Here is a 23,330-nt window from a genome sequence, read left to right as displayed (position 1 = left end):
CGTGCCCAAACCGATCCGCACGATCCTGGTGGCCACGGCCGCCATGGTCCTGTCCGCCACGGTCGGCGTCACCCCCGCCACCGCCGACGCCGCCCGCCGCCCCGCCACCACCCCGCAGGGCCTCGCCGCCCTCCCGGCCGTCCAGCCCGTCATCCCATGCACCGACGTGCTGGGCCTGAGGATCAGCAACGTCACGCTGCAGTCGGCCACCATCGTCACCGCGAACACCCCCGCCCCCTACTGCGAGGTCCGCGGCACCATCACCCCGAACAACACCATCGTCGTCCGGATGCCCGTCAGCGGCTGGACCCAGCGGTACGTGCAGACCGGCTGCGGCGGCCTGTGCGGCAACGCGAACATCAACTACGGACAGGCGGCCGACTGCCCCATCATCGCCGACGGCACCGTCGCCAGCGCCACCACCGACATGGGCCACCAGGGCCAGAACGACGGCTCCTGGGCCGCCGGCAACCCGCAGGCGCAGATCGACTTCGCCTACCGGGGCGTGCACGAGACCGCCGTCGCCGCCAAGGCGCTCATCAGGGCCTTCTACAAACATGGACCGGTCTACTCGTACTTCACCGGCTGCTCCGACGGCGGCCGCGAGGCGCTCATGGAGGCCCAGCGCTACCCGGACGACTTCGACGGCATCGCCGCCGGCGCGCCCGCGAGCAACATGGCCGTGCAGAACACCTTCCACCACGCCTGGAACGTGCTGGCCAACAAGGGCGCCAACGGCAGCTACATCCTGCTGGCCGGCAAGCTCCCGCTCATCCACACCGCCGTGCTGCGGGCCTGCGACAAGCTCGACGGGCTCACCGACGGCCTGATCGACGACCCGCGGCTGTGCCGGTTCAGCCCCGACACCCTGCGCTGCGCGACCGGCCAGGACCCGACCACCTGCCTGTCCCCCGCCGAGGCCGCCGTCGTACGCAAGCTGCATGACGGCGCCACCGACGCCCAGGGCAACCGCCTCGAACCCGCCATCGCCCACGAATGGGGCTCCGAGCTGGAGTGGACGCTGTTCATTCCGGCCGCTCAGGGCCAGCCGGTGGCCAGCGAGATGTTCGCGCTGTCCTACCTGCGCTACCTCGCCGACCCCAACCGCCCCAACCCCGGCTACCAGCTCACCGACCTGCAGTTCACCGTGTCGTCGTTCTGGAAGACCGTGCTGCCGTCCTCCACCTACATGGCCGCGCTCGACCCGGACCTCAGCCGCTTCCAGCGCAGCGGCGGCAAGCTCATCCTCTGGCACGGCTGGAACGACCAGCACATCTCGCCACAGAACACGCTGGTGTACTGGGACACCGTCAACAAAGCCATGGGCGAGCGCACCGTGGACCGTTTCGCCCGCCTGTACCTCTTCCCCGGCATGGCCCACTGCGGCGGCGGCGAGGGCCCGAGCACCTTCGACGTCCTCACCCCGGTCACGGCGTGGGTCGAGAGCGGCGCGCAGCCGGGCAAGATCGCGGCCAGCCAAAGCACCGGTGGCACGATCACCCGCACCCGCCCGGTCTACCCGTACCCGACCGTCGCCCGCTACGACGGCACGGGCAACGTCGACGACGCCGCCAGCTTCGTGCCGTACACCCCTCGTGACACCGTCCGCAACGACGCGAACTGGGTCGGGCAGCGGCTGTTCTCCAGCAACTACCAGACCTGGCCCCGCGTGGTGAACGGCCGGCTCGTCCTCTGATCCGCACTGCCCCGCCGGCGCGGCGCCTCCGTTCAGCGGAAGGCGCCGCGCTCGCATTCGAGTGCACGCCACCAGCGCGGCCCGGACACCGGTACGCCGACCATGGCATGATCAGCAGGACCGGATTGTTAACGATGTCTGCCTGGCGCCGTCCTGCGGCCATTGCCCTACTCACGGGAGATTGTTGACAATACTGTGGGCGGGTTGCCACACTCGTTACGTGCCAGTTCAGCCGCATTCCGACACCCCGGCCGCGCAGGCCCGGGAGGCGCTGCGGGAGGCCATCCTGCGCGGCGAGTACCTACCGGGTGAACGACTCGTCGAAGCGCAGCTCAGTCAGCGCTTCGGTGTGAGCCGGTTCAACGTGCGCACCGCCCTGCAGGACCTCGCCGCCGACGGGCTCGTCGAGGTGCAGCGCAACCGCGGTGCGCTCGTGCGCAAAGTGTCGGTCGAGGAAGCGATCGAGATCAGCGAGGTCCGCATGGTCGTCGAGGGCCTCGTCGCCGCCCGCGCCGCCACCCGGGTCACCGACGAGCAGGCCAGCGAGCTCGACGAGGTCGCGCTGCTCATGCGCCGGGCCGTCAGCGCCGGAGAGTTCCGCCGCTACAGCGATCTCAACCAGCGCCTCCACGCGCTGATCCGCACGATCGCCGGGCACCGCACCGCGGACAGCATCATCGCCACGCTGCGCGGGCAACTGGTCCGCCACCAGTTCATGCTGTCGATGCAGCCGGGACGACCCCAGGTGTCGCTGCCGCAGCACGAGCGGATCATCGAGGCGATCCGGCAGCGTGACCCGAAGGAGGCCGAGACGGCGATGCGCGAGCACATCGCCAGCGTCATCGAAAACCTGCGCGGCTTCGACGGGGCGGGCCTGGTGTGAGCGCGACGCCGGTAATCGCGGTCCTCGGCCTCGGTGAGGCCGGCGGGCACTTCGCTCGCGACTTGGTGACCAGTGGTGCGACGGTGCGCGGGTACGATCCTCGCGTCGTGGCGCCGCCGGGAGTACACCCGGCAGACACCGCGGCCCAGGCGTGTCACGGCGCCGCGCTCGTGCTCAGCGTCAACAGTGCCGCCGCCGCCCTCGATGCCCTCTCGCAGGGCCTGCCGGGCTGCGCGCCGGGCATCGTGTGGGCCGAGCTCAACACCGCGGCGCCCGCGGTGAAGGAGGCCGTGCAGCGCGCCGCGGGAGACGCCGCGGTCGTCGCCGACGTGGCCATCATGGCGCCGGTCCCGCCCCGCGGCCTCGGCACCCCGATGTCCGTCTCCGGCCCGGGCGCCGACCGCTTCGCCGCGATCATGGGCCCGCTGGGCACCCCCGTGGAGGTGCTCGAGGGCCCGGTCGGCCTCGCCGCCACCCGGAAGCTGTTACGCAGCATCTTCTACAAAGGCATGGCCGCCGCGGCGGTGGAAGCCCTCGCCGCCGCCCGCGCCGCGGACCTGGAGGAGTGGCTCAGCGGCAACATCGCCGACGAACTCACCCGGGCCGACGCGGCGACACTGGACCGCCTCGTCACCGGCTCGCGCAGGCACGCGGTGCGCCGAACCCACGAGATGCAGGCCGCCGCGGAACTGCTCGACGGCTTGGGCGTGCCGGCCCGGGTGGCCCGCGCCAGCCGCGACTGGCTGCGCGACCTCGCCTGAGCCGCAGCCAACCGATCAGCCGGTAGCGACCCCTTCGGCGGCCGGTCGGGAGCGCAGTGTGAGCCCGGCGACGGCGGTGGCCAGGGCGAGGACCACCGTGATGAGCAGGCTGATACGGGCCCCGTGCAGGAAGCCGCCGGAGGCGGAGACCAGCGCCCCGAACACGGCGACGGCGAGCGCGCCGCCGACCTGGCGGCTGGTGTTGAACACGCCGGAGGCGACGCCGGTGCGCCGGGCCGGGACGCTCTCGAGCAGGACCGCGGTGGTCGGTGGCATGATCAGCGGGCCGGTCAGACCGATCGGCACCAGCAGCAGCGCCACCAGCCAGATCGGTGCGGATGCGGGCAGCAGCGCCAGGGCGGCAGAGCCGGCGGCGAGCAGGACCAGCCCGGTCACCACCGGCACCCGGGGGCCGACGCGTTCGACGATCCGCGCGGTGAACGGCGTCAGGACGGCGCTGAGCAGCATCATCGGCAGGAACGCCGCCCCGGCGGCGAGGGGTGACAGGCCGCGTTCGGTCTGGAAGTACAGGCTGAACAGGAACGGCAGGCCGTAGAAGCCGACCATGAACGCGAACCCGATCGCGACGGCGACGTTGACCGTGGCCGAGCGGAACAGCCCCAGCGGCACCATCGGGTGCGCCGTCCGCGCCTGCACGAGCACGAACGCCACGCCGGCGAGCACCGCGACCGTGAGGGCGGCGAGGACGCGCGGGCTGGTCAGTCCGTGTGGGCCGGCGTCGATCGCGCCGAAGGTCAGCGCGCCCATCGCGGCGATCGCCAGGACCTGCCCGGTCCAGTCGAACGGCACCCGGTGGTACGGGCTGCGAGGCGACCGGGCCAGCAGGGCGAGGGTGAGCGCCACCACGGGCACGTTGACCCAGAAGATCAGGCGCCACGACGCGAGGCTGAGCAGGCCGCCGAGCACGGGCCCGGCCGCGGCGGCGACCGCGCCGCCCATCGCCCAGACCGCGACCGCCCGGCCCGGGGCGGCCGGCTCGGCGTAGGCGTGCCGGACGAGGGCCATTGACGCCGGCATCACCACCGCGGCACCGACGCCTTGCAGGAACCGGGCGGCGACGAGGACGGTCAGGCTGGGCGCGATGCCGCACAGCACGGACGCGGCCCCGAAGAGCAGCAGCCCGGCGCCGAAGCCGCGCTTGGCGCCGACCCGGTCGGACAGTGCGCCGGCGGACAGCAGCAGCGCGGCGAACATGAGCGTGTACCCGTCGACGACCCACTGCAGGCCGGTGATCCCCCCACCGAGGCCGGCCCGGATCGACGGCAGCGCCACGTTGACGATGGTCGCGTCGAGGGTGATGACGAAGAACCCGAGCACCGCCGCGGCGAGGGTAGAGCGGGCGTGCACGTCGGTGCCCGCCGCGGTGGCGGCCGGGCGCCGTTCGGAGGTGACAGCAGCGGACATGTAGCCAAGGCAACCACCGAGGCTGCCGATGAGGCAGACGCTGTCGACAGGGGGTACTACCAGCACCCCTCTCCGCCCGTCACGCCGTCCTACGCTCGAGTCGTGACCGGCCCCGACGTGCGCGGCGACATCCGGCAGTTCCTCATGACCCGCCGCGCCCGCATCACCCCGCAGCAGGCCGGGTTGCCCGACTACGGCGGCCGCCGCCGCGTGCCCGGGCTGCGCCGCGAAGAACTCGCCCTGCTCGCCGGGATCAGCGTCGAGCACCTCACCCAGCTCGAACGCGGCCGCGCCCGCGGCGTCTCCGACGAGGTCGTCGACAGCCTCGCCCGAGCCCTGCAACTCGACGACGTGGAACGGGCCCACCTCATCGACCTCATCACCGTCGCCAACACCCCACCACACCGCACCCGCCGGCGCGCCACCGCCGGCCCGGGCCTGCGCCACAGCGTCCGGCAGCTGCTCGACAGCATGACCGGCGCCGCCGCGTTCGTGCGCAACCAGCGCCTCGACATCCTCGCCGCCAACCGGCGCGGCGCCGCCCTCTACGCCCAGGTCCTCGACCGCCCCGAGCTGGACGCAAACCTCGCCCGGTTCGTCTTCCTCGACCCGGACGCCGCCACCTTCTACCGCGACTGGAACGCCATCGCCAACGACGCCGTCGGCAGCCTGCGCACCGCCGCCGGCCGCGACCCCGACGACCCGGCTCTGTCCGCGCTCATCGGCGACCTGGCCATCCGCAGCGACCGGTTCCGCACCCGCTGGGCCGCTCACGACGTGCGCTACTACCGCAGCGGCGTCCAGCATTTCCACCACCGCGCCGTCGGCGACCTCGACCTCGACTACGACGCCCTCGAACTGCCGGCCGACCCCGGCCTCACCATCGTCGCCTACACCGCCCGCCCCGGCACACCCGCCCACCAGGCCCTGCACCTGCTCGACACCTGGACCGCCACCCCCACCGACGCGCCGGGGTGACCGGCCCGCCGCAGGCGATGCTGCGGCTCCCTAGCCCGGACGGCTTGAGCTTCTATACGTCGTATAGCTATTATACGCCGTATAGCCAGTCGCGCGATGATCGATGGAGGCGGGGATGTTCAGCAAGTTGCGGACCGGTGCAGCGCTGGTCGACGCCGTCGCGCGAGGCACCGCGGGCATGTTCACCCGCAACCCGGCGAGATCCTCGAAGGCGGACCTGGCCCGCACGAAGGCGCTGGCGGAACGCGTCCCGATGCGCACCGGCCGGGTCAGTACCGACGGCGACGACCTCTACTACGAGGTGCGCGGCAGCGGGCCGCCGCTGCTCATGATCTCCGGCGGGGGTGGCGACGCCGGCTTCTACACCTACCCGGCGGCACTGCTCGCCGACGAGTTCCAGGTCATCACCTACGACCGGCGCGGCAACTCGCGCAGCACCGGCCGCAACGCCGGCCGGTTCGACATGCACCAGCAGGCGGCCGACGCCGTCGCCGTCCTCGGTGCGGCCGGCCACCGCTCGGCGCTCGTGTTCGGCAACAGCGGCGGGGCGATCGTCGCGCTGGAGATGGCCCGCGCCTTCCCTGACTCGGTCACCGCCGCCGTCGCCCACGAACCGCCGGTCCTCACCGTGCTGCCCGACCGCGAGCGGTGGCTGGGCGTGTTCCGCGCCATCACCGGGCCGATCTCCCGCATGGGCGGCGCGACGACCGCCATGTTCGTGTTCGCGCTGACGACCGGCATCCCGTTCTCCGCCTACGCGTTCCACCCGGCCGACTTCGCCGCCCGCAGCGGCGCGAATCAGCCGTTCTTCGTCCGGACCGAGATGTACCCATTCGTCAGCTACGAACCCGACATCGCCGCCCTCGCCGCCGGCGGCATCCCGATCGCCTTCGCCGTCGGCGCCGTCACCCTGGCCGCCGACCGCTACTACGGGCGGCCCGCGGCGATCCTGGCCGACCGGCTCGGCACCCGGCCGGTAACGATGCCCGGCCACCACACCTCGTACTTCGACCGAGCCGAGCCCTGGACGGCCGCGCTGCGCGCCGTCCTGCCCGAGCGGCCCGGCCGGACTGCCGACTAGGGTCGACGTCATGCCGCCCGCCGCGAACCGCCCCCTGGCCACCGACGACACCGGCCGGCCGGTCCGCCCCGCGCTCACCCGGGAGTACATCGTCCGCACCGCGCTCGCGATCCTCGACCGCGACGGGGCGGCGGGGCTGTCGATGCGGAAACTCGGCGCCGAGCTCGGCACCAACCCGATGGCCTTCTACCACCACCTGCCGAACAAGAGCGCGCTCTTCGACGGCGTGATCGAGGCGGCGTACGCGGAGATCGACATCGACATCGACGGGCTGGCCCGCACCGGCGGCTGGCGGGACCTCCTGGCCGCGTTCGCCCGCAGCCTCCGCGAGGTCCTGCGGCGGCACCCGCACGTCGTGCCGCTCGTGGCGACCCGCCCCGCCTACAGCCCCGCGGTGCTCGGCCTCGCCGACCGGGCCCTCGGCGCGCTCGGCCGGTCCGGGTTCGCCGACCGGGAGCTCCTCGTGATGGTCAACGCGCTGCGATCGTTCACGATCGGGCACGTGCTCGCCGAGGTCGGCGACCCGGTCGGCGGCCCGGTCGCCACCGAGCAGGAGGCCGCCGAGCTGCTCGGCCCTTACCCGAACCTCGCCCGGGCGACCGCCGGCGGATACCGGCCGCAGGAACAGTTCGAGCAGGGACTCCGGGCTCTACTGGACGGCTTCGAGCGGTGGCCGCGCCAGGCGGTCTCGAAACCGGTGTGACCCCAAGCCCTGTGATCGGCGCCGACGGCGATCCCCAATTTCCTCGGCCTGGACCGCTGGCAGACCTTCCTGATGGGTAGCGGCGACGCCGGCGCGGGTCTGATCGGCGGCGCGGCACCGTCGAAGATGGCGCCGGCGACGCCGGTGCGGCGCGGCGCCGGCCCGGCACGGTGCACCTGCGCGCCCTAGCGCTCCGGCACCAGCCGCCGCCGGGCCGCCCGGGCCACCGGACGGGGGCGGCCGTCGCCGCCGTCCGGCCGGGCGAGCTGCCCCAGGTGGGCGGCGACGAGCCCGGCGGCGTCGCGGTTGCCCGCCTCGCCCATGTCGTCCAGGCCCGGCAGCGCCGCCGCCAGCCGCGAGCTGCGCAGCCAGTCGAACAGGTCAGGCGCGCCGGACCACTGGTGCAGCCGCTGCATGCGCGTGGCGTAGAAGGCGATCACGTCGGCGGCCGCGCTCGGGTTGGCGGCCGGCGCGGCGAGCCGGTTGCGCGTGTCGTCGTCGAGCTCGAGGCGCTCCAGGTGCCCGATGACGGCAGCACTCGGCGCGAGCAGGCACGGCAGCAGCGGCTGCAGGGTGATCGCGCCGTCGGCGAAGACCGGCCGGAGCGGCCGCCGCGTGAGACCGTCGGCGGTGCAGTCGACGTACACCGTGCCCGGCGGCGACGCGATGTCCCCGCCCTCCAGGCGCACCCCGCCGGCGTCGACGCGGCGCACGCGGCCCAGCCGCACCACGTGCTCGATCCGGCGCAGCTGCGCCAGCTCGAACGTGCTGACGGTGGCGCAGCGAAACGCGCCGGGCGTCACGGCCGGATCCCGCCGGACGATCATCTCCAGCCGCTCGAGCGCGCCGATCGCCTCGCCGGGCGAGCGGCAGTCGCGCAGCCGCTGCAGCTGGCGGTACTCCGGCTCCGGGCCGCCCTGCCCGCGCGGCAGCAGCCAGGCGTCGCGGGGCGAGATCCACGTGATGCGGGCCGGGTCCACGCCCCGGTTCAGCAGCCACAGGCAGGCGTCGATGCCGGTCTTGCCGGCGCCGATCACGGTGAACCGCTGCGGCGCCGCGCCGAGGTTGACGAGCTCGTTGACGGGTACGACCGGCACGCCGTCGGCGACCTCGAAGGGCCGGCGGCCCATCGCCGGCACGGTGACGTCCAGGTACGCGGCGTCGACGACGCGCCGGGCGGCCACGATCCGGGTGGTCTCGCCGCTGACGAGGCAGCGGGCCCGGGCCGTGGCCGGCCGGCCGGGGAGCACCTCCTCGACGTGGTGCATCGGCAGGTACACGACCCGGCCCGACTCCAGCAGGCGCTCGCGCATGAGCCGGTCGTAGTAGTCGAGGATCTCGTGGCGCGACGCGCGGCCGGTCGCGTCGGCGTCACTCGGCATCGCCCGCGAGTGCACGCCGTAGACGTGCGACGGGCTGTGTAGCCGGACGAACGGGTACGACATCGTCCAGTGCCCGCCGGGGGCGTCGTAGCGGTCGACGACGGCCATCGTGCGGTCGCTGTCCTCGGCGATGACGTCCGCGAACGCCATCCCGCCGGCCCCGGCGCCGATGACCAGGTAGTCCACCTCGATCGTCGCGGGGCTCATGGCGTCACGGGCTCCCCGGTCAGCTCGCCCATCGCCACCACGATCTTCCGCGGGCCGGTGAACGGGCTACGCGAGTGCGCGACGAGCATGTTGTCGATGACGAGCACGTCGCCCTCCCGCCAGGCGAACGCGACCGACTCGCGGTCCATCAGCTCGCGGACCTCGTCGACCACCTCGTCCTCGATGACGCCGCCGTCGCCCCAGAAGACGTTCCGCGGCATCCCCTGCGCCCCGCAGATCCCGAGCAGCACCGAGCGAGTCTCCGGGTCCAGCGCCGACGGGTGGTGCAGCGCCAGCTGGTTGAAGAACACCGCCTCGCCGGTCACCGGGTGGCGCAGCACCGCCGGCGCCCGCCGCGAGGTGCGCAGGCCGCCGTCGGCCGTCCACTCGAGGCTCGTGCCCTCCTCGGCGCACCGGCGCTCGACCTCGGCCCGGTCCGTGGTGCCGAAGAAGCGCGACCAGCTCACGTCGACGCCCTCGATGAAGTTGCGGACGTAGCGCAGCCCCCGGGTCGCGAAGCGCTCGGCCAGTTCCGGCCGCATCCGGGCCAGCACCGTGCGGCAGTCGACGATCGGCGTCTGGCCGCCGGAGCGCGGGGCCACGATGCAGGAGAAGAACTGCCGCATCGGCCAGCGCGGCAGGTGCGAGCTCTCGTTGTGGAACAGGATCGACAGATCCTGCGGGTACGGCGTGGACTGATAGATACGGTCCGACTCGCCCTCGCGCGGCAGGTCGCCGTACTCGCGGTGCAGCGTGGCGCACAGGGCCGCGGCGGCCTGCTCGAAGCGCTCGACCGAGCCGGCGTTGAACCCGCGCAGCAGCACCGCGCCGTGCCGCAGCAGCCGGGTCTCGACGGGCTCACGGTTGGCGCGCAGCCACCCGGGCAGGTCGGCGCCGGGGCCGTTCGGGGTGATGAGCACGGGTGCCGACGGCGCCTCCGGCAGGAAGCCGATGCTGACCGGCTCGCCACCGGCGGAGGACACCGTGCGCCGGGCCGCCCCCAGCGGCGGGCGCCGGGACGTGACGTCACTCATGGATGGGCCTCATTTCGATCGCGATGGAGTCCGGCCGGGCCCGGCGTCATGCCGGCAGCACCCGGCCGATGAGGTCGGCCAGCTCGGCGACGGCGGGCTGGCGCATGATGCCGTGGTGCGTGGCCGCCACCGACGCGAGGCCGAGCGGCGCGCCGACCACCGAAGCCCAGCCCCAGGTACGGTCCGGGTCGGGCTCCTCGTCGGCCGGCTCCGCCCGCACCAGCAGTACCGGAAAGTCGGGCGGGTCGAAGGTGGCGCCCTGCCGCACGAAGTGGCGGTCCAGGGCGGTCATGTTGATCGTGAAGACGTCGAGCATGCTGCGCAGCTCCGCCTCGCCGGCGCCGGGAGGCAGGCGCCCGGCCCGGCGCATGGCGTCGAGCAGCTCCCGGTGGCCGATCGGCCCGTCCGGCAGGTCCAGCAGCTGCCAGTGGAAGGCGAAGCGGCGCACCAGGTACTCCGGCGACGTCCAGTCGGCCCCGTCCTGCTCGCTCGGCAGGGCCCCATTGACGATGATCAGTCGGGCCACGTCGTGCCCGCCGCGGCGCAGCGCCTCGGCCGTGGCGTAGGCCATCGCGCCGCCGAAGCACCAGCCGATGATCACCGGCGCGCCCCCGCCGACGGCCGCGATACTCGCCGCGTACCCCTCGGCCATGGCGGCGTAGTCCCGCTGCGGCTCCCGGCCGTGCAGGCCCCACGACTCGATGCCGAAGACCGGCCGGTCCGCCGGCAGCAGCCGGGCCAGCTCCCAGTAGCTCAGCGTGTTGCCGCCGCCCGGGTGGATGCAGAAGATCGGGGCGCCGCCGGGCCCGGCGGGGGCCGCGCGCAGCGGGACCAGGTTGGAGTCCTGCACGTCGCTGCCGCGCACGAGCGCGGCCATCGCCGCGACGGTCGGGGCGGTGAACACCGCGGACATCGGCAGTCGGCAGCCGAAGGCGTTGTTGATCTGCGCCATGAGCTTGATCGCCCGCAGCGAGTGCCCGCCGAGCTCGAAGAAGTCAGCGTCCGGCGACGAGACGTCCTGCTCCAGGATCGACGACCAGGTCGTCAGCAGCCGCTGCTCCACCGAGTCGCGCGGCCGGCCGGTCCCGGCCCGCGGCGCCGCCACCGGGGCGAGGGCCCGGCGATCGAGCTTGCCGTTGCCGGTCAGCGGCAGCCGCGGCAGCACCTGCCAGCCGGTCGGCACCAGCGCGGCCGGCAGCTGGCGGCCGACGGCCGCCCGCACCTGCTCGACCGACGGCGCCGGCCCGCCGGCTGCGGCGGTGAGGTAGGCGTCGAGGTGCGTCACGAGGCCGGCTTCGTCCGCACGCGCCACGACGGCGGCGGCGTCGACGCCGGGCTGAGCGGCCACCAGCCCCTCGATCTCGCCGAGCTGGACCCGGTATCCGCGCACCTTCACCTGGTCGTCCAGGCGGCCGACGATCTCGACGCCGCCGCCGGGCACCAGGCGGCCGAGGTCGCCGGTCCGATGGGCGTACGGCGTGTCCGCCGTGCCGAAGCCCGCCCGGCCCTCCCGCAGCCGCGCGAGGTAGCCCAGGCCGACGCCGGGGCCGCTCACCTGCACCTCGCCGAGGCACCAGGGCGGCAGCGCGGCGCCCGCCGGGTCGAGCACCGTGAGCACGTTCGCGCCGAGGCCACCACCGACCGGCATCGAGGCGCAGCGCCCGTCGACCGACGCGTCCAGCGCGATGCAGGAGGCGCCCACCGTCGTCTCGGTCGGGCCGTAGTGGTTGTACACCCGCAGCCCCGGCGCGATCTCGCGCAGCCGCTCGTACAGCCGGCGGGGCAGCCGCTCCCCGCCGAGCACCAGCGCCTCGGCCGGCAGCAGCGCGAGCGGGTCGGCCGCCTCGGCCAGCAGCGCCGTGAGGTGCGAGGGGACCAGCTTCAGCGCGGCCGGGCGATGCGCACCGAAGCACTCGGCGAGCACCGCCGGGTCGGTGGCGGTCCCGGCCGGGACGAGCTGGACGCACCCGCCGCCGGCCAGGGTCGGGAAGATGGCGGTGTAGGCGAGGTCGGCGGCGAGGGTCGATACCGCCGCGAACTCGGCGCCCTCGGACAGCCGGAGCGTCTCGCCGATCGCCGTGGCGTAGTGCGCCACCTGCTCGTGCCCGATGACTACGCCCTTGGGCCGCCCCGACGTGCCCGACGTGAAGATCACGTAGGCGGCGCCGCGGGCCGGCGCGTCGGCGGTGACCGCCCGCCCCGGGTCCACGACCGCCGCGGCCGGGTCGACGACGCGTACCGTGCCCCACCCCTCGGCGTCCGGCCCGGAGGCGAGCAGCAGCGCCGGATCGGCCTCCCCCAGGATCGCCTCGACCCGCCGGCGCGGCCACCCGGGGTCGAGGGGCACGAACGCCGCACCGCAGCGCCAGACGCCGAGCATCGCGACGACCGTCTCGGTCGCGGCGGGGGCGAGCATCGCCACCCGCTGCCCCGGCCGCACGCCGTGCCCGCGCAGCAGGTGGGCCAGCGCGTCCGCGCGCAGCGCCGCGTCGCGGTAGGACACGACGGTCTCGCCGCAGCGCAGCGCGGGCCGATCGGGCGTGCGGTCGGCCTGCGCCAGGAAGCGCTCGAGCACCGAGGCGGACCGGGCGGGCGGCGGGCCCACCGCGGCCGGCCCGCGCGGCGCGGTCAGCCGCAGCGTGCCCACGGCGCGCCCCGGGTCGCCGTCCACCGCGTCGGCCAGCTGGTGCTCGAAGGCGTCCGCCACGAGGGCCAGGTCGGCCGGGGCGATCCGGCCGGCGGCGCCGACGAGGGTCAGCCGGAGGCGGTCCGGCCCGCGAACGCAGTCCAGGTGCAGCTGGCCGGGGGCATCCAGCGGCGAGCCGGTGGCCGACAGCTCCTCGGCCCAGCGGTCGCGGCGGTGGCGGTACGACAGCGGGCCGCCGGCGGCCACGAGGCCCGGGTCGACCTGGTTCTCCATCGCCGCCGCGGCACGCAGCGCGTCCTGCGCCGCCCGCAGCGCGTCGGCGACCGTCGCGTCGGCGGCCAGCTCCACCCGCGCCGGCACCGGGCGCTCCAGCAGGCCGAGCACGCCCTCCAGGCCGTCCTCGGACCGGCCGGCGGCCAGCACCACCACCGGGTCGTCGGCGTCGCGGTCGTAGCGCAGGTGCAGCGAGCGCCACAGGGCCAGCAGCACCGCCGCCTCGCTCACGCCGCACCGCCCGGCGAGCGCCTCCAGCCGCCGCAGCGCCGCGCCGGCGACGACGAGCGAGGCGATCACCGGCTCGGCGGCCGGGTCCCGGCGCTCGGCCGGCACGAGGAAGGGCAGCGCCGAGGCCGGCCCGTCCGGCGCCGACGCAGGCGGGTCCAGGGCCTCGCTGAGCCAGGCGGCGACGTCGGCGTACTGCAGCACCTCCCCCGCCGGCTCCTCCACGACGTCGTCGAGCAGCAGGCCGACGAGCCGGCTCCAGGAGGCGTCGTCGACGCTCAGCCGCGGCAGGGAGACGACCAACCGCGTGCCCGCCGCGCCGAGCTCGTGCTCGACGGTCAGCTCGCCGGCGCGCAGCACGGTGCCCTCGGCGCCGATCCGCTCGACCGCGACCGGCCCGGGCGGCGCCACCACCTGCACGGGCGCGGCCAGGCCCGGCAGCTCGGCGTACCGCGTGCGCAGAATCTCGTGCGCCGCGACCGCCGCGGCCAGGCGGGTCTCCAGCCGCTGCGCCGGCACCCGGGCGCCGGTGCGCACCGTGCGCACCGCCGTGCTCCCGGCCTCGCCCAGCCGGGCTAGCTGCTGCGGGGCGAGCTGGTAGCCCTCCTCCTGCCACGTCTCGACGCTCGTCATCGTCCGTCCCTCCGGTGTCCGTCGTGGCGGTCCGGCCGATCCGCGGCCGCGGGCCTCGGCGTCGTTGTCATGGCGTCTGTTGCTCAGTGGTCGTCGACGGCACCGCCACGGCGGCCGGCGCGGCATCGCACGGCTCGGCATCGGCGGACGGGGCGGCATCGGCGGACGGGGCGATGTCGGTCGGCAGCGCGTCGGTGGGCGGCGCGGGGAGGCGGCGGACGGTGCGCACCGGCGAGCACAGCAGCACCAGGGCGGCCACGAACGTGCCCGCCGTGCCCGCCAGGACGGTGGCCCGCAGCCCGGCCGCGGTGGCGAACGCGCCGCCCAGCAACGCGCCGAGCGACGCGGCCCCGAGGATGCAGGTGCGCACCGTGGCGTTCACGCGACCGAGCAGCTCGTCCGGGGTGGACGCCTGCCGGAAGCTGATCACGGTCACGTCGAAGACGGGCACGCCGAACATGACGACAAAGCCGGCCACCGCCGCGATCGGGAACGCCGCCGGCGAGTGCGCGGGCACCACGCCCAGCGCGAGGAAGCCCAGCGCCGTCAGCGTCATCGACGACACGAGCGTCGGCCCCACGCCGAACCATCCGATGAGCCGGTCGACCAGGATCGCGCCGCCCAGCGCGCCCGCGCTGGAGGCGGCGACGACGAGGCCGACCTGTGCCGCGCCGATCCCCACCACTCGGACCAGGAACAGGAAGAACACCGACATGATCGCCGCGGAGAACAGGTTGATGATCGCCGCGGCGATGGTGCACCACAGCACCAGCGGGCGCCGCCCGATGGCGACGAACCCCTCGCGGATCGCGGCGCGAACCGAGCCGGCCGGCGCGCCGGGCGGCCGCCGCGGCGCCTCGTCGGCCGGCAGGGCGGCCGCCGTGGCGAACGACAGCACATAGCTGGCCGCGTCGATGAGCAGCGCGACCGGCGCGCCGAGCCAGGTGATGAGCAGTCCCGCCAGGCCCGGCCCCGCGACCTGCGCCGAGGAGTCCGACAGCTGCAGCTTCCCGTTCGCCTCGGTGAGCCGGTCCCGGCCCACGAGGCCGGGCAGGTAGGACTGGTAGGCCAGGTCGAAGAAGACCGTCATGACGCCGACGACGAAGACCGCGACATAGAGCTGGAGCATCGTCAGCCACCCGAACGCGTAGGCGATCGGGATCCAGCCGAGGGCCGCCGCCCGCACGACATCGGCGGCGATCATCACCGAGCGGCGCGCCCGGCGGTCCAGCAGCACGCCGACGAAGAGGCCGAACAGCAGGAACGGCAGCGTGTCGAGGGCGCCGAGCACGCCGGCCTCCATCGGCGTCGCGTGCAGCAGGAGCACGGCAGTCAGCGGTACCGCGACATAGGTGATCTGGGTGCCGAAGACCGACACCGACTGGCCGACCCACAGCAGCGCGAAGGTGCGCTGCCGCAGCAGCGACCGCGGCTTCGTCGCGGTGGCCTCGCTCGTCATCACAGGGTTCCTCTCTGTTCGAAATCTCCGCCGAACCGCCCGGGCGCTCTCAGCGCCCGGGCCCCCGGCCCGGCCAGCACCCGCCGCCGGCCGGGGGCGAGACCGCCGCGGTGGGCGCCGCGGTCTGACGGCGGCCGGACCTCCACCCGGCCGACAGGTACATCGACGTCCGCGAGCACCTGCGCGAGCACCTCGTTGAACCGCCCGGCCAGCGCCTGCACCGTATCGTGGTCGAACAGGTCGGTGGCGTACTCGATGACACCGACGATCCCGGCCGGACACCCGTCCGGGTCGACCTGCCCGCGCAGCAGGAAGTTCAGGTCGAACTTCGCCTCCTCGCGCCCCGGGAACTCCAGCTCGCTGATGCGCAGCCCCGGCAGGTCGTAGGCGACCTCGGCGTTCGTGTTGAACGACAGCATCACCTGGAACAGCGGATGGCGGGCCCCCGAGCGGGGCGGGGCGAGCAGCTCCACCAGCCGCTCGAACGGCAGGTCCTGGTGCTCGAACGCCGCCAGGTCGGCCTCCCGCACCCGGGCCAGCAGCTGCCGGAACGTCGGGTCGCCCGAGACGTCGGTGCGCAGCACGAGCGTGTTGAGGAAGAAGCCGACCAGGTCGTGCAGCGCCTCGTCGGTGCGCCCGAGCACCGGCGTGCCCAGCGGGATGTCGGTCCCGGCCCCGAGCCGCGACAGCAGCACCGCCAGTGCCGCCTGCACCACCATGTACGGCGTCACGCCGACCCGCCGCGCCAGCTCCTCGATCCCGGCGTGCGCCTCCGCGCCGATGCGCACGGCCGCCTCGGCGCCGTGGCGGCCGCCCTCCGCGGTGCGCGGCCGGTCGTAGGGCAGCCGCAGCTCGTCCGGCACACCGGCCAGCGCGCCGCGCCAGTAGGCCAGCTGCCGGCTCAGCCGGCTCTCGGGGTCCTCGGCCGCGCCGAGCAGCTCGCGCTGCCAGAGCGTGAAGTCGGCGTACTGCACCGGCAGCGGCGCCCAGCCCGGCTCCCCGCCGGCACAGCGCGCCGCGTAGGCCACCGAGAGGTCCCGCGCCAACGGCCCGACCGACCAGCCGTCGCACGCGATGTGGTGCAGCAGCAGCACCAGCACGTGCTCGTCCGGGGCCACCGCGAACCCCTGGGCCCGCACCGGGATCTCGGTCGCCAGGTCGAACACGTGGGTCGCGGCGGCGGTCGCCAGCTCGCCGATCCGGTCGGCCTCGGCGTCGGCCCACGCCACCGGCAGCTCGACCGCGCCTGCCGGCACGACCCGGGCGACCGGCTCGCCGTCGAGGACCGGGAACACCGTGCGCAGGCTCTCGTGCCGCCCCACCACGTCGTGCAGCGCGGCGGCCAGTGCGGCCCGGTCCAGCCGGCCGGACAGCCGCAGGATCAGCGACATGTTGTACGCCGCGCTCGGCCCGGCCAGCTGCCCGACGATCCACAGCCGCTGCTGGGCGAACGACAGCGGCAACGGATCCGGACGGTCCGCGGTCACCAGCGCCGGCCGCGCGGTCCCCGTCGCCTCGAGCGCACCGGCCAGCGCGGCGACGCTCGGAGCCTCGAACAGCGCCCGGATGCCGACCTCCACCCCCAGCACCGCGCGGATGCGGGCGACGAGCCGGGTGGCCAGCAGGGAGTGGCCGCCGAGCTCGAAGAAGCTGTCGTCGACGCCGACGGCGGGCCGCCCCAGCACCTCGGCGAACGCCGCGCACAGCAGCGCCTCCCGCAGCGTGCCGGGCGCCCGGTGCGCGGTGACCGGCGCGTGGTCCGGGACCGGCAGGGCCTTGCGGTCCAGCTTGCCGTTGGCGGTCAGCGGCAGCCGGTCGAGGACGACAACCGCGGCCGGCACCATGTACTGCGGCAGCCGCCCCGCCGCGTACCGGCGCACCGTGGCGGCCGGCGGACCGCCCGGCCCCGCCGCCGGGTCGGCCACCACGTACGCGACCAGACGCCGGTCGCCGGGGACGTCCTCGCGGACCACGGCCGCGGCGCGGGCGACGCCGGGGCACTCGGCCAGCACCGCCTCGACCTCGCCGATCTCGATGCGGAACCCGCGGATCTTCACCTGGTCGTCGGCCCGCCCGATGAACTCGAGCGTGCCGTCGGAGCGCCAGCGCACCAGGTCGCCCGTGCGGTACATCCGCTCCCCCGGCCTGCCGAACGGGCAGGCGACGAAGCGCTCCGCGCTCAGCGCCGGCCGCCCGAGATATCCGCGCGCCAGGCCCGGGCCCGCGATGTAGGCCTCGCCGGTCACGCCGGGGGCGACCGGCTGCAGGCCGGTGTCGAGGACGAACACCCGCATGTTGAACGTCGGCCGGCCCAGGATCGGCCGCGGCGCGCGGCTCGGCTCGGCGAAGACCTGGTACACCGTGCACTCCGTCGGTCCGTAGAAGCTGAAGCTGCGGCTGCCGTCGAGCGCGCCCAGCCACTCCCACAGCGCGTCGGGCACGGCCTCGCCGCCGACGACGAGCAGCGCCGGGCGGCGCCGGACGGTGTCGAACAGCCCGCCCGACAGGGCCGAGGCCATGTGCGACGGCGTCAGCTCCAGGAAGTCGACGTCGTGCGCGTCCAGCCACGCCGCGAGCAGCCCGAGGTCGGCCAGCTCGGCCGCGCTCACGATGTGCAGCTCGTGGCCCTCGACGAGGCTCGCCAGCTGGTCCCAGCACGCGTCGAACGAGATGGAGTTGGTCAGCGCGACCCGCATTGGCCGCCCGCGCACCGAGCCGGCGGCGAACACCGACTCGCGATGGACGGTGATGAAGTTGGTGATCGCGCGGTGCGGCATCACCACGCCCTTGGGCGTGCCGGTGGAGCCCGACGTATAGATGACGTAGGCCGGGTGGGCGGGGTCGAGCGGCCGGGTGCGCGCCGTGTCGGTCGGGTCGGCGGCCCAGCCCGGCTCGGCCGACAGCTCCCGGTCGGTGGCCGGATCGTCGAGCACCAGCCGCGGCGCGCCGGCGGGCAGCCGGTCCGCGACCGCGCCGACCGTCACCACGTACGACGGCGCCGCGTCCTCGAGCATGAACGCTACGCGCTGCGCCGGGTAGTCGATGTCGATGGGCAGATAGGCCGCGCCCGCCTTGACCACGCCGAGCAGCGCCACGATGAGCTCGATCGAGCGGGGCACCGCCATGGCCACGACGTGCTCGGGTCCGACGCCGCGGCCGATGAGGTAGTGGGCGAGCCGGTTCGCGCGGGCGTTGAGCTCGCCGTAGGCCAGCACCACGCCGTCGAAGACGACCGCGGTGGCCGCGGGCGTGCGGGCGACCTGGGCCTCGAACAGCGCCGGCAGCGTCGTGGGCGGGATCGGACGGGCGGTGTCGTTCCAGGTGTACAGCACCCGCTCCCGCTCTTCGGCCGAGAGCACCGAGACCAGGTCGACCCGCCGGTCGGGCGCGGCCGTCAACGTGTCGAGCACCCGGGCGAAGCGTTCGGCGATGCGCCGCACGCTGTCGTGGTCGAACAGGTCGACGGCGTAGGAGACGTCGCCGGTCAGCCCGGCGGGCCGGCCGTGCTCGTCGAACGACTCGCGCAGCTCGACGGCGAGGTCGAACTTCGCCGGCGGGTCGCCGTCGGGCCGGACCTCGACCACAACGCCGGGCAGCTCCAGGACGGCGTCGGCGTTGTTCTGCAGCGCGAGCAGCACCTGGAACAGCGGATGGCGGGCCATGGAGCGGGCCGGCGCCAGGTCTTCGACCAGCCGCTCGAACGGCACGTCCTGGTGAGCGAACGCGTCCAGCGCCGTCTCGCGCACCCGGGCGAGCAGCTCACGGAACGACGGCCGGCCGGACAGGTCGGTGCGCAGGACGAGCGTGTTGACGAAGAACCCGACAAGGTCGTCGAGCGCGGCGTCGGTGCGCCCGGCCGTCGGGGTGCCGATCGGCACGTCCTCGCCGGCGCCCAGGCGCATGAGCAGCACCGCCAGCCCGGCCTGCAGCACCATGAAGACCGTCGCGCCGGCCTCCCGGGCCAGCTCGGCGATCCGGGCGTGCAGCGCGGCCGGCAGCTGCAGCGGCACGCTCGCGCCCCGGTGCGAGGCCGTCGCCGGGCGGACGCGGTCAACCGGCAGCGGCAGCTCCTCGGGGAGGCCGGCCAGCGCCCGGCGCCAGTAGGCCAGCTGGCCGCTCAGCCGGCTCCCGGGATCGTCCGCCGCGCCGAGCAGCCGGTGCTGCCACAGGGTGTAGTCCGCGTACTGCACCGGCAGCGGCGACCACCCCGGCTCCCGGCCGGCGAGGCGCGCCGCGTACGCCACGGACAGATCCCGCGCCAGCGGCGCCAGGGACCATCCGTCGCCGGCGATGTGGTGCACCAGCAGCACCAGCACGTGCGCCCGCGCGCCGGTGCCGATCAGCCGGGCGCGCAGCGGCACCTCGGCCGACAGGTCGAAGCCGTGCCCGACGGCCCGCGCGACCGCCGCGGCCACGCCGGACGGCCCGACGCGGTCGGCCGGCGTCACCGCGAGCACCTCGCCGAGCTCCTCGACGGGCACCACCCGCTGGCGGGGCCGGCCGTCGGCCGACGGGAAGACCGTGCGCAGCACCTCGTGCCGCGCCAGCACGTCGCGCAGCGCCGCGGCCAGCGCGGCGACGTCGAGCGGGCCGGACAGGTCCAGCACCGCCGCCAGGTTGTACGTCGGGCTGGGCCCCTCCAGCTCGCCGAGGAACCACAGCCGCTGCTGGGCGAAGGACAGCGGCATCGGCTCCGGGCGGGCCGCGGCCGTCAGCGCCGGGCGCGACGACTCGGCCCCGGCCAGCGCGGCCGCCAGCGCCGCCGCCGAGGGCGACTCGAACAGGGTGCGGACGGTCAGCTCGACCCCGAGCACCGCGCGGACGTGGGCGACCAGGCGGGTCGCGAGCAGCGAGTGGCCGCCGAGGTCGAAGAAGTTGTCGTCGACGCCGACCGCCGCCAGCCCCAGCACCGCGGCGAACGCGTCGCACAGCAGCTCCTCGCGCACGGTGCGCGCGGCGCGGCGCGTCGAGGCCGCGGCGTAGTCCGGGGCAGGCAGTGCCCGGCGGTCGAGCTTGCCGTTGACCGTCAGCGGCAGCCGGTCCAGCACCACCACCGCCGCCGGCACCATGTACTCGGGCAGCCGCCCGCCCGCGTGCCGGCGCAGCCGGCCGGGCAGCTCCGCCGCCGCGCGTGGGTCGAGCGCGGGCCCGGGCACCACGTACCCCACCAGGCGCCGGTCGCCGGCGACGTCCTCGCGCGCGACAACGGCGGCGTGGGCGATCCCGGGGTGCTCGGCCAGGACCGCCTCGACCTCGCCGATCTCGATGCGGAACCCTCGGATCTTCACCTGCTGGTCGGCCCGGCCGAGGTACTCCAGGCTCCCGTCGACCCGCCACCGGCCCAGGTCGCCCGAGCGGTACATCCGCTCGCCCGGCGCGCCGAACGGGCAGGCCACGAACCGCTCGGCGGTCAACGCCGGCCGGTTGAGGTAGCCGCGGGCCAGCTGCGGCCCGACCACGTACAGCTCACCGGTGACCCCCGGCGGCACCGGCCGCAGGCCCGCGTCGAGTACGAGCACGGCCAGCCCCGGGATCGCCCGGCCGATGAGGCTGCGGCTCGGAAAGTCCGTCACGAGGCCGGCGTCCAGCGCCAGGGTCGTGGTGTGCACGGTCGTCTCCGTGATGCCGTACATGTTCACCAGCCGGGCCGGATCGTGCGGGCGGCCGGCGTACCAGTCCCGCACGCGCTCGAACGACAGCGCCTCTCCGGCGAAGACGATCGTGCGCAGGGCGAGCGGGCGCTCGTCGGGCCGGTCGGCCCGCAGCAGCTCGTAGAACGCCGACGGCGTCTGGTTGAGCACCGTCACCCGGTGCGCGGCGAGCAGGTCCAGCAGGTCGGCCGGGGACCGGGTGACCTCCGCGGGCACCACGACCAGGCGCCCGCCGTGCAGCAGCGCGCCCCAGATCTCCCACACCGACACGTCGAAGGCCAGCGAGTGGACCATCGCCCACACGTCGTCGGGGCCGAAGCGGTGCGTGTCGCGGGTGCCGCTCATGAGGCTCACCACGCTGCGGTGCGCGACCAGCACGCCCTTCGGGTTGCCGGTCGAGCCGGAGGTGTAGATGACGTAGGCCGGGTGCTGCGCCAGCAACGGGGCGACCCGCTCGCCGTCGGCCAGGTCGCCGCCCGGCCGAGCCCGCAGCGCGGCCGCCGTGTCCGGGTCGTCGAGCACGATGCCGGCCCGGCGCGCGACCGATTCATCCACTGTGGACGCGGTGACGATCGCGACGGGCTCGACGTCGTTGAGCATCAGCTCGATCCGCCGCGCCGGCAGCGCCGGCTCGACCGGCAGGTACGCCGCCCCGGCCTTGAGCACCGCCAGCACCGCGACGATCATGTCCACGGACCTGGGTAGCAGCACCGCCACGAACCGCTCCGGGCCGGCACCGCGCTCGACCAGCGCGCGCGCCAACCGGTTGGCGCGCGCGTTGAGCTGCCCGTACGACAGCTCGGTGTCGCCGAACACCACCGCCACCGCGTCCGGCGTCGCCGCGGCCCGGGCTTCGAACCACGCGGGCAGCGTGGCCGCCGGCCCGGCCGGATCGTCCGCGCGTGCGGCCAGCAGCAGCTCCCGCTCCGGGCCGCTGAGGAGGTCCGCCCGGCCGACGAGCCGGTCGGGGTCGGCGACGAGCTGCTCGACCAGCCGGCCGAGCCGAGCCACCAGCGCCTCGACCGTGGCGCGCTCGAAGAGCTCGGTGGCGTACTCCACGACCCCCACGATCCCGGCCGGCCGCCCCTGCGGCCCGTACCGCGCGCGGAGCTCGAAGTTCAGGTCGAACTTGGCCGTCTCCCACGGCGGAACCTCGACCTCGCCGACCCGCAGGCCGGGCAGCGACACCGCGATCTCCGCGTCGGCGTCGAAGGCCAGCATCACCTGGAACAGCGGGTGCCGGCCCAGCGACCGGGGCGGGTCCAGCACCTCCACCACCCGCTCGAACGGCAGGTCCCGGTGCTCGAACGCCGCCAGGTCGGCGTCCCGCACCCGGGCCAGCAGCTCCCGGAACGTCGGATCGCCCGAGACGTCGGTGCGCAGCACCAGCGTGTTGACGAAGAACCCGACCAGGTCGTGCAGCGCCTCGTCGTCGCGGCCGGCCACCGGCGTGCCGAGCGGCACGTCGGTCCCGGCCCCCAGCCGCGACAGCAGCACGGCCAGCGCCGCCTGCACCACCATGAACGGCGTCGCGCCGGCCGGGCGGGCCAGCGCCTCGATCCGGTCGTGCACCTCGGCGTCGAGGGCCACCGGCACCTCGGCCCCGCGATGGCTGGCCACCGCCGGGCGCGGCCGATCGAACGGCAGCGCCAGCTCGTCCGGCAGCCCGGACAGCGCGTCGCGCCAGTACGTCGACTGCCGGGCCATGGCGCTGTCCGGGTCGTCCGGCGCCCCGAGCAGCTCGCGCTGCCAGAGCGTGTAGTCCGCGTACTGCACCAGCAGCTCGTCCCAGCCCGGCGCCACCCCGACCACCCGGGCCGCGTACGCCGCCGCGAGGTCGCGGGTCAGCGGCCCCACCGACCAGCCGTCGCACGCGATGTGGTGCAGCAGCAGCACCAGCACGTGCTCGTCCGGCGCCACGACGAACCCCTGGGCCCGCACCGGAATCTCATCCGCGAGGTCGAACACGTGCCCGGCGGCCGCGGCCACCAGGTCGGCGAGCTCGTCGGCGCCGGCGTCCACCCACTCCAGCGGCGGCCCGACCTCGCCGGCCGGCAGGGTGGACTGCACCGGCCCGCCGTCGACGACCGGGAACACCGTGCGCAGACTCTCGTGCCGCCCGACCACGTCGTGCAGCGCCGCCGCCAGGGCGGCCCGGTCCAGCCGGCCGGACAGGCGCAGCACCAGCGGCACGTTGTACGCCGCGCTCGGCCCGGCCAGCTGGCCGACGAGCCACAGTCGCTGCTGGGCAAAGGACAACGGAATCATGCAGGCTCCCTCGCTGAGTTC

The 23,330-nt window shown here is 75.0% G+C and carries 12 protein-coding genes; 6 read left to right on the top strand and 6 right to left on the bottom strand.

Features of this window, described 5'->3' with window-relative positions; translation table 11 throughout:
* The first annotated feature begins 1 nt into the window (after window position 1).
* The 3 genes from ABT369_RS05255 to ABT369_RS05245 all read left to right on the top strand — a co-directional run bounded on the left by ABT369_RS05255 (window position 2) and on the right by ABT369_RS05245 (window position 3,340).
* A complete protein-coding gene (locus tag ABT369_RS05255) occupies window positions 2-1,696 on the top strand; it encodes a tannase/feruloyl esterase family alpha/beta hydrolase (RefSeq protein WP_350610428.1) in 1,695 nt (564 codons plus the stop codon).
* Between the two features lie 220 nt (window positions 1,697-1,916).
* Window positions 1,917-2,579, top strand: a complete 663-nt coding sequence (locus tag ABT369_RS05250) for a GntR family transcriptional regulator (RefSeq protein WP_350610427.1) — start codon at window positions 1,917-1,919, stop codon at window positions 2,577-2,579.
* On the top strand, window positions 2,576-3,340 hold the full coding sequence (locus tag ABT369_RS05245; protein WP_350610426.1) for a DUF1932 domain-containing protein: 765 nt from the start codon (window positions 2,576-2,578) through the stop codon (window positions 3,338-3,340). The genes ABT369_RS05250 and ABT369_RS05245 overlap by 4 nt, the downstream gene beginning before the upstream one ends.
* A 15-nt stretch (window positions 3,341-3,355) precedes the next feature.
* Here the strand turns inward: ABT369_RS05245 and ABT369_RS05240 are convergent, their stop codons facing one another.
* Window positions 3,356-4,765, bottom strand: coding sequence for a DHA2 family efflux MFS transporter permease subunit (locus ABT369_RS05240; RefSeq protein ID WP_350610425.1), 1,410 nt, complete (start codon window positions 4,763-4,765; stop codon window positions 3,356-3,358).
* 102 nt (window positions 4,766-4,867) lie between these two features.
* On the opposite strand from ABT369_RS05240, the gene ABT369_RS05235 reads away from it, so the two are divergent.
* The 3 genes from ABT369_RS05235 to ABT369_RS05225 all read left to right on the top strand — a co-directional run bounded on the left by ABT369_RS05235 (window position 4,868) and on the right by ABT369_RS05225 (window position 7,527).
* Complete coding sequence (locus ABT369_RS05235) at window positions 4,868-5,743, top strand: helix-turn-helix domain-containing protein (RefSeq protein WP_350610424.1); 876 nt, start codon at window positions 4,868-4,870, stop codon at window positions 5,741-5,743.
* Window positions 5,744-5,858: 115 nt separating this feature from the next.
* Window positions 5,859-6,824 carry an alpha/beta fold hydrolase gene (locus tag ABT369_RS05230; protein WP_350610423.1) on the top strand — a complete coding sequence of 322 codons (966 nt, stop codon included), beginning with the start codon at window positions 5,859-5,861 and terminating at the stop codon, window positions 6,822-6,824.
* Window positions 6,825-6,834: 10 nt separating this feature from the next.
* On the top strand, window positions 6,835-7,527 hold the full coding sequence (locus ABT369_RS05225; protein ID WP_350610422.1) for a TetR/AcrR family transcriptional regulator: 693 nt from the start codon (window positions 6,835-6,837) through the stop codon (window positions 7,525-7,527).
* A 185-nt stretch (window positions 7,528-7,712) separates the two neighbouring features.
* On the opposite strand, the gene ABT369_RS05220 is transcribed toward ABT369_RS05225, so the two are convergent.
* The 5 genes from ABT369_RS05220 to ABT369_RS05200 all read right to left on the bottom strand — a co-directional run bounded on the left by ABT369_RS05220 (window position 7,713) and on the right by ABT369_RS05200 (window position 23,309).
* On the bottom strand, window positions 7,713-9,116 hold the full coding sequence (locus ABT369_RS05220) for an FAD-dependent oxidoreductase (protein ID WP_350610421.1): 1,404 nt from the start codon (window positions 9,114-9,116) through the stop codon (window positions 7,713-7,715).
* Complete coding sequence (locus ABT369_RS05215) at window positions 9,113-10,150, bottom strand: TauD/TfdA family dioxygenase (RefSeq protein WP_350610420.1); 1,038 nt, start codon at window positions 10,148-10,150, stop codon at window positions 9,113-9,115. The genes ABT369_RS05220 and ABT369_RS05215 overlap by 4 nt, the downstream gene beginning before the upstream one ends.
* A gap of 46 nt (window positions 10,151-10,196) precedes the next feature.
* Window positions 10,197-13,931 (bottom strand): amino acid adenylation domain-containing protein, encoded by a 3,735-nt coding sequence (locus ABT369_RS05210; RefSeq protein WP_350610419.1) that lies wholly within the window; start codon window positions 13,929-13,931, stop codon window positions 10,197-10,199.
* A gap of 67 nt (window positions 13,932-13,998) precedes the next feature.
* Entirely contained in the window at window positions 13,999-15,390 is a 1,392-nt protein-coding gene (locus ABT369_RS05205) for an MFS transporter (protein WP_350610418.1), read from the bottom strand.
* Entirely contained in the window at window positions 15,390-23,309 is a 7,920-nt protein-coding gene (locus tag ABT369_RS05200; RefSeq protein WP_350610417.1) for a non-ribosomal peptide synthetase, read from the bottom strand. Before ABT369_RS05200 ends, ABT369_RS05205 begins: the two co-directional genes overlap by 1 nt.
* Window positions 23,310-23,330 lie beyond the last annotated feature (21 nt).

The sequence above is a fragment of the Dactylosporangium sp. NPDC000244 genome (assembly GCF_040300725.1).
Taxonomy (GTDB): Bacteria; Actinomycetota; Actinomycetes; order Mycobacteriales; family Micromonosporaceae; genus Dactylosporangium.
The sequence above is the reverse complement of the archived record's forward strand: the minus strand, read 5'-3'. Positions and strand labels throughout refer to the sequence as shown.

Coding starts and splice junctions, on each gene's coding strand:
- ABT369_RS05210 (WP_350610419.1), bottom strand. CDS start 13,931: ATGACGAGCGTCGAGACGTGGCAGGAGGAGGGCTACCAGCTCGCCCCG.
- ABT369_RS05215 (WP_350610420.1), bottom strand. CDS start 10,150: ATGAGTGACGTCACGTCCCGGCGCCCGCCGCTGGGGGCGGCCCGGCGC.
- ABT369_RS05225 (WP_350610422.1), top strand. CDS start 6,835: ATGCCGCCCGCCGCGAACCGCCCCCTGGCCACCGACGACACCGGCCGG.
- ABT369_RS05200 (WP_350610417.1), bottom strand. CDS start 23,309: ATGATTCCGTTGTCCTTTGCCCAGCAGCGACTGTGGCTCGTCGGCCAG.
- ABT369_RS05205 (WP_350610418.1), bottom strand. CDS start 15,390: ATGACGAGCGAGGCCACCGCGACGAAGCCGCGGTCGCTGCTGCGGCAG.
- ABT369_RS05230 (WP_350610423.1), top strand. CDS start 5,859: ATGTTCAGCAAGTTGCGGACCGGTGCAGCGCTGGTCGACGCCGTCGCG.
- ABT369_RS05220 (WP_350610421.1), bottom strand. CDS start 9,116: ATGAGCCCCGCGACGATCGAGGTGGACTACCTGGTCATCGGCGCCGGG.
- ABT369_RS05240 (WP_350610425.1), bottom strand. CDS start 4,765: ATGTCCGCTGCTGTCACCTCCGAACGGCGCCCGGCCGCCACCGCGGCG.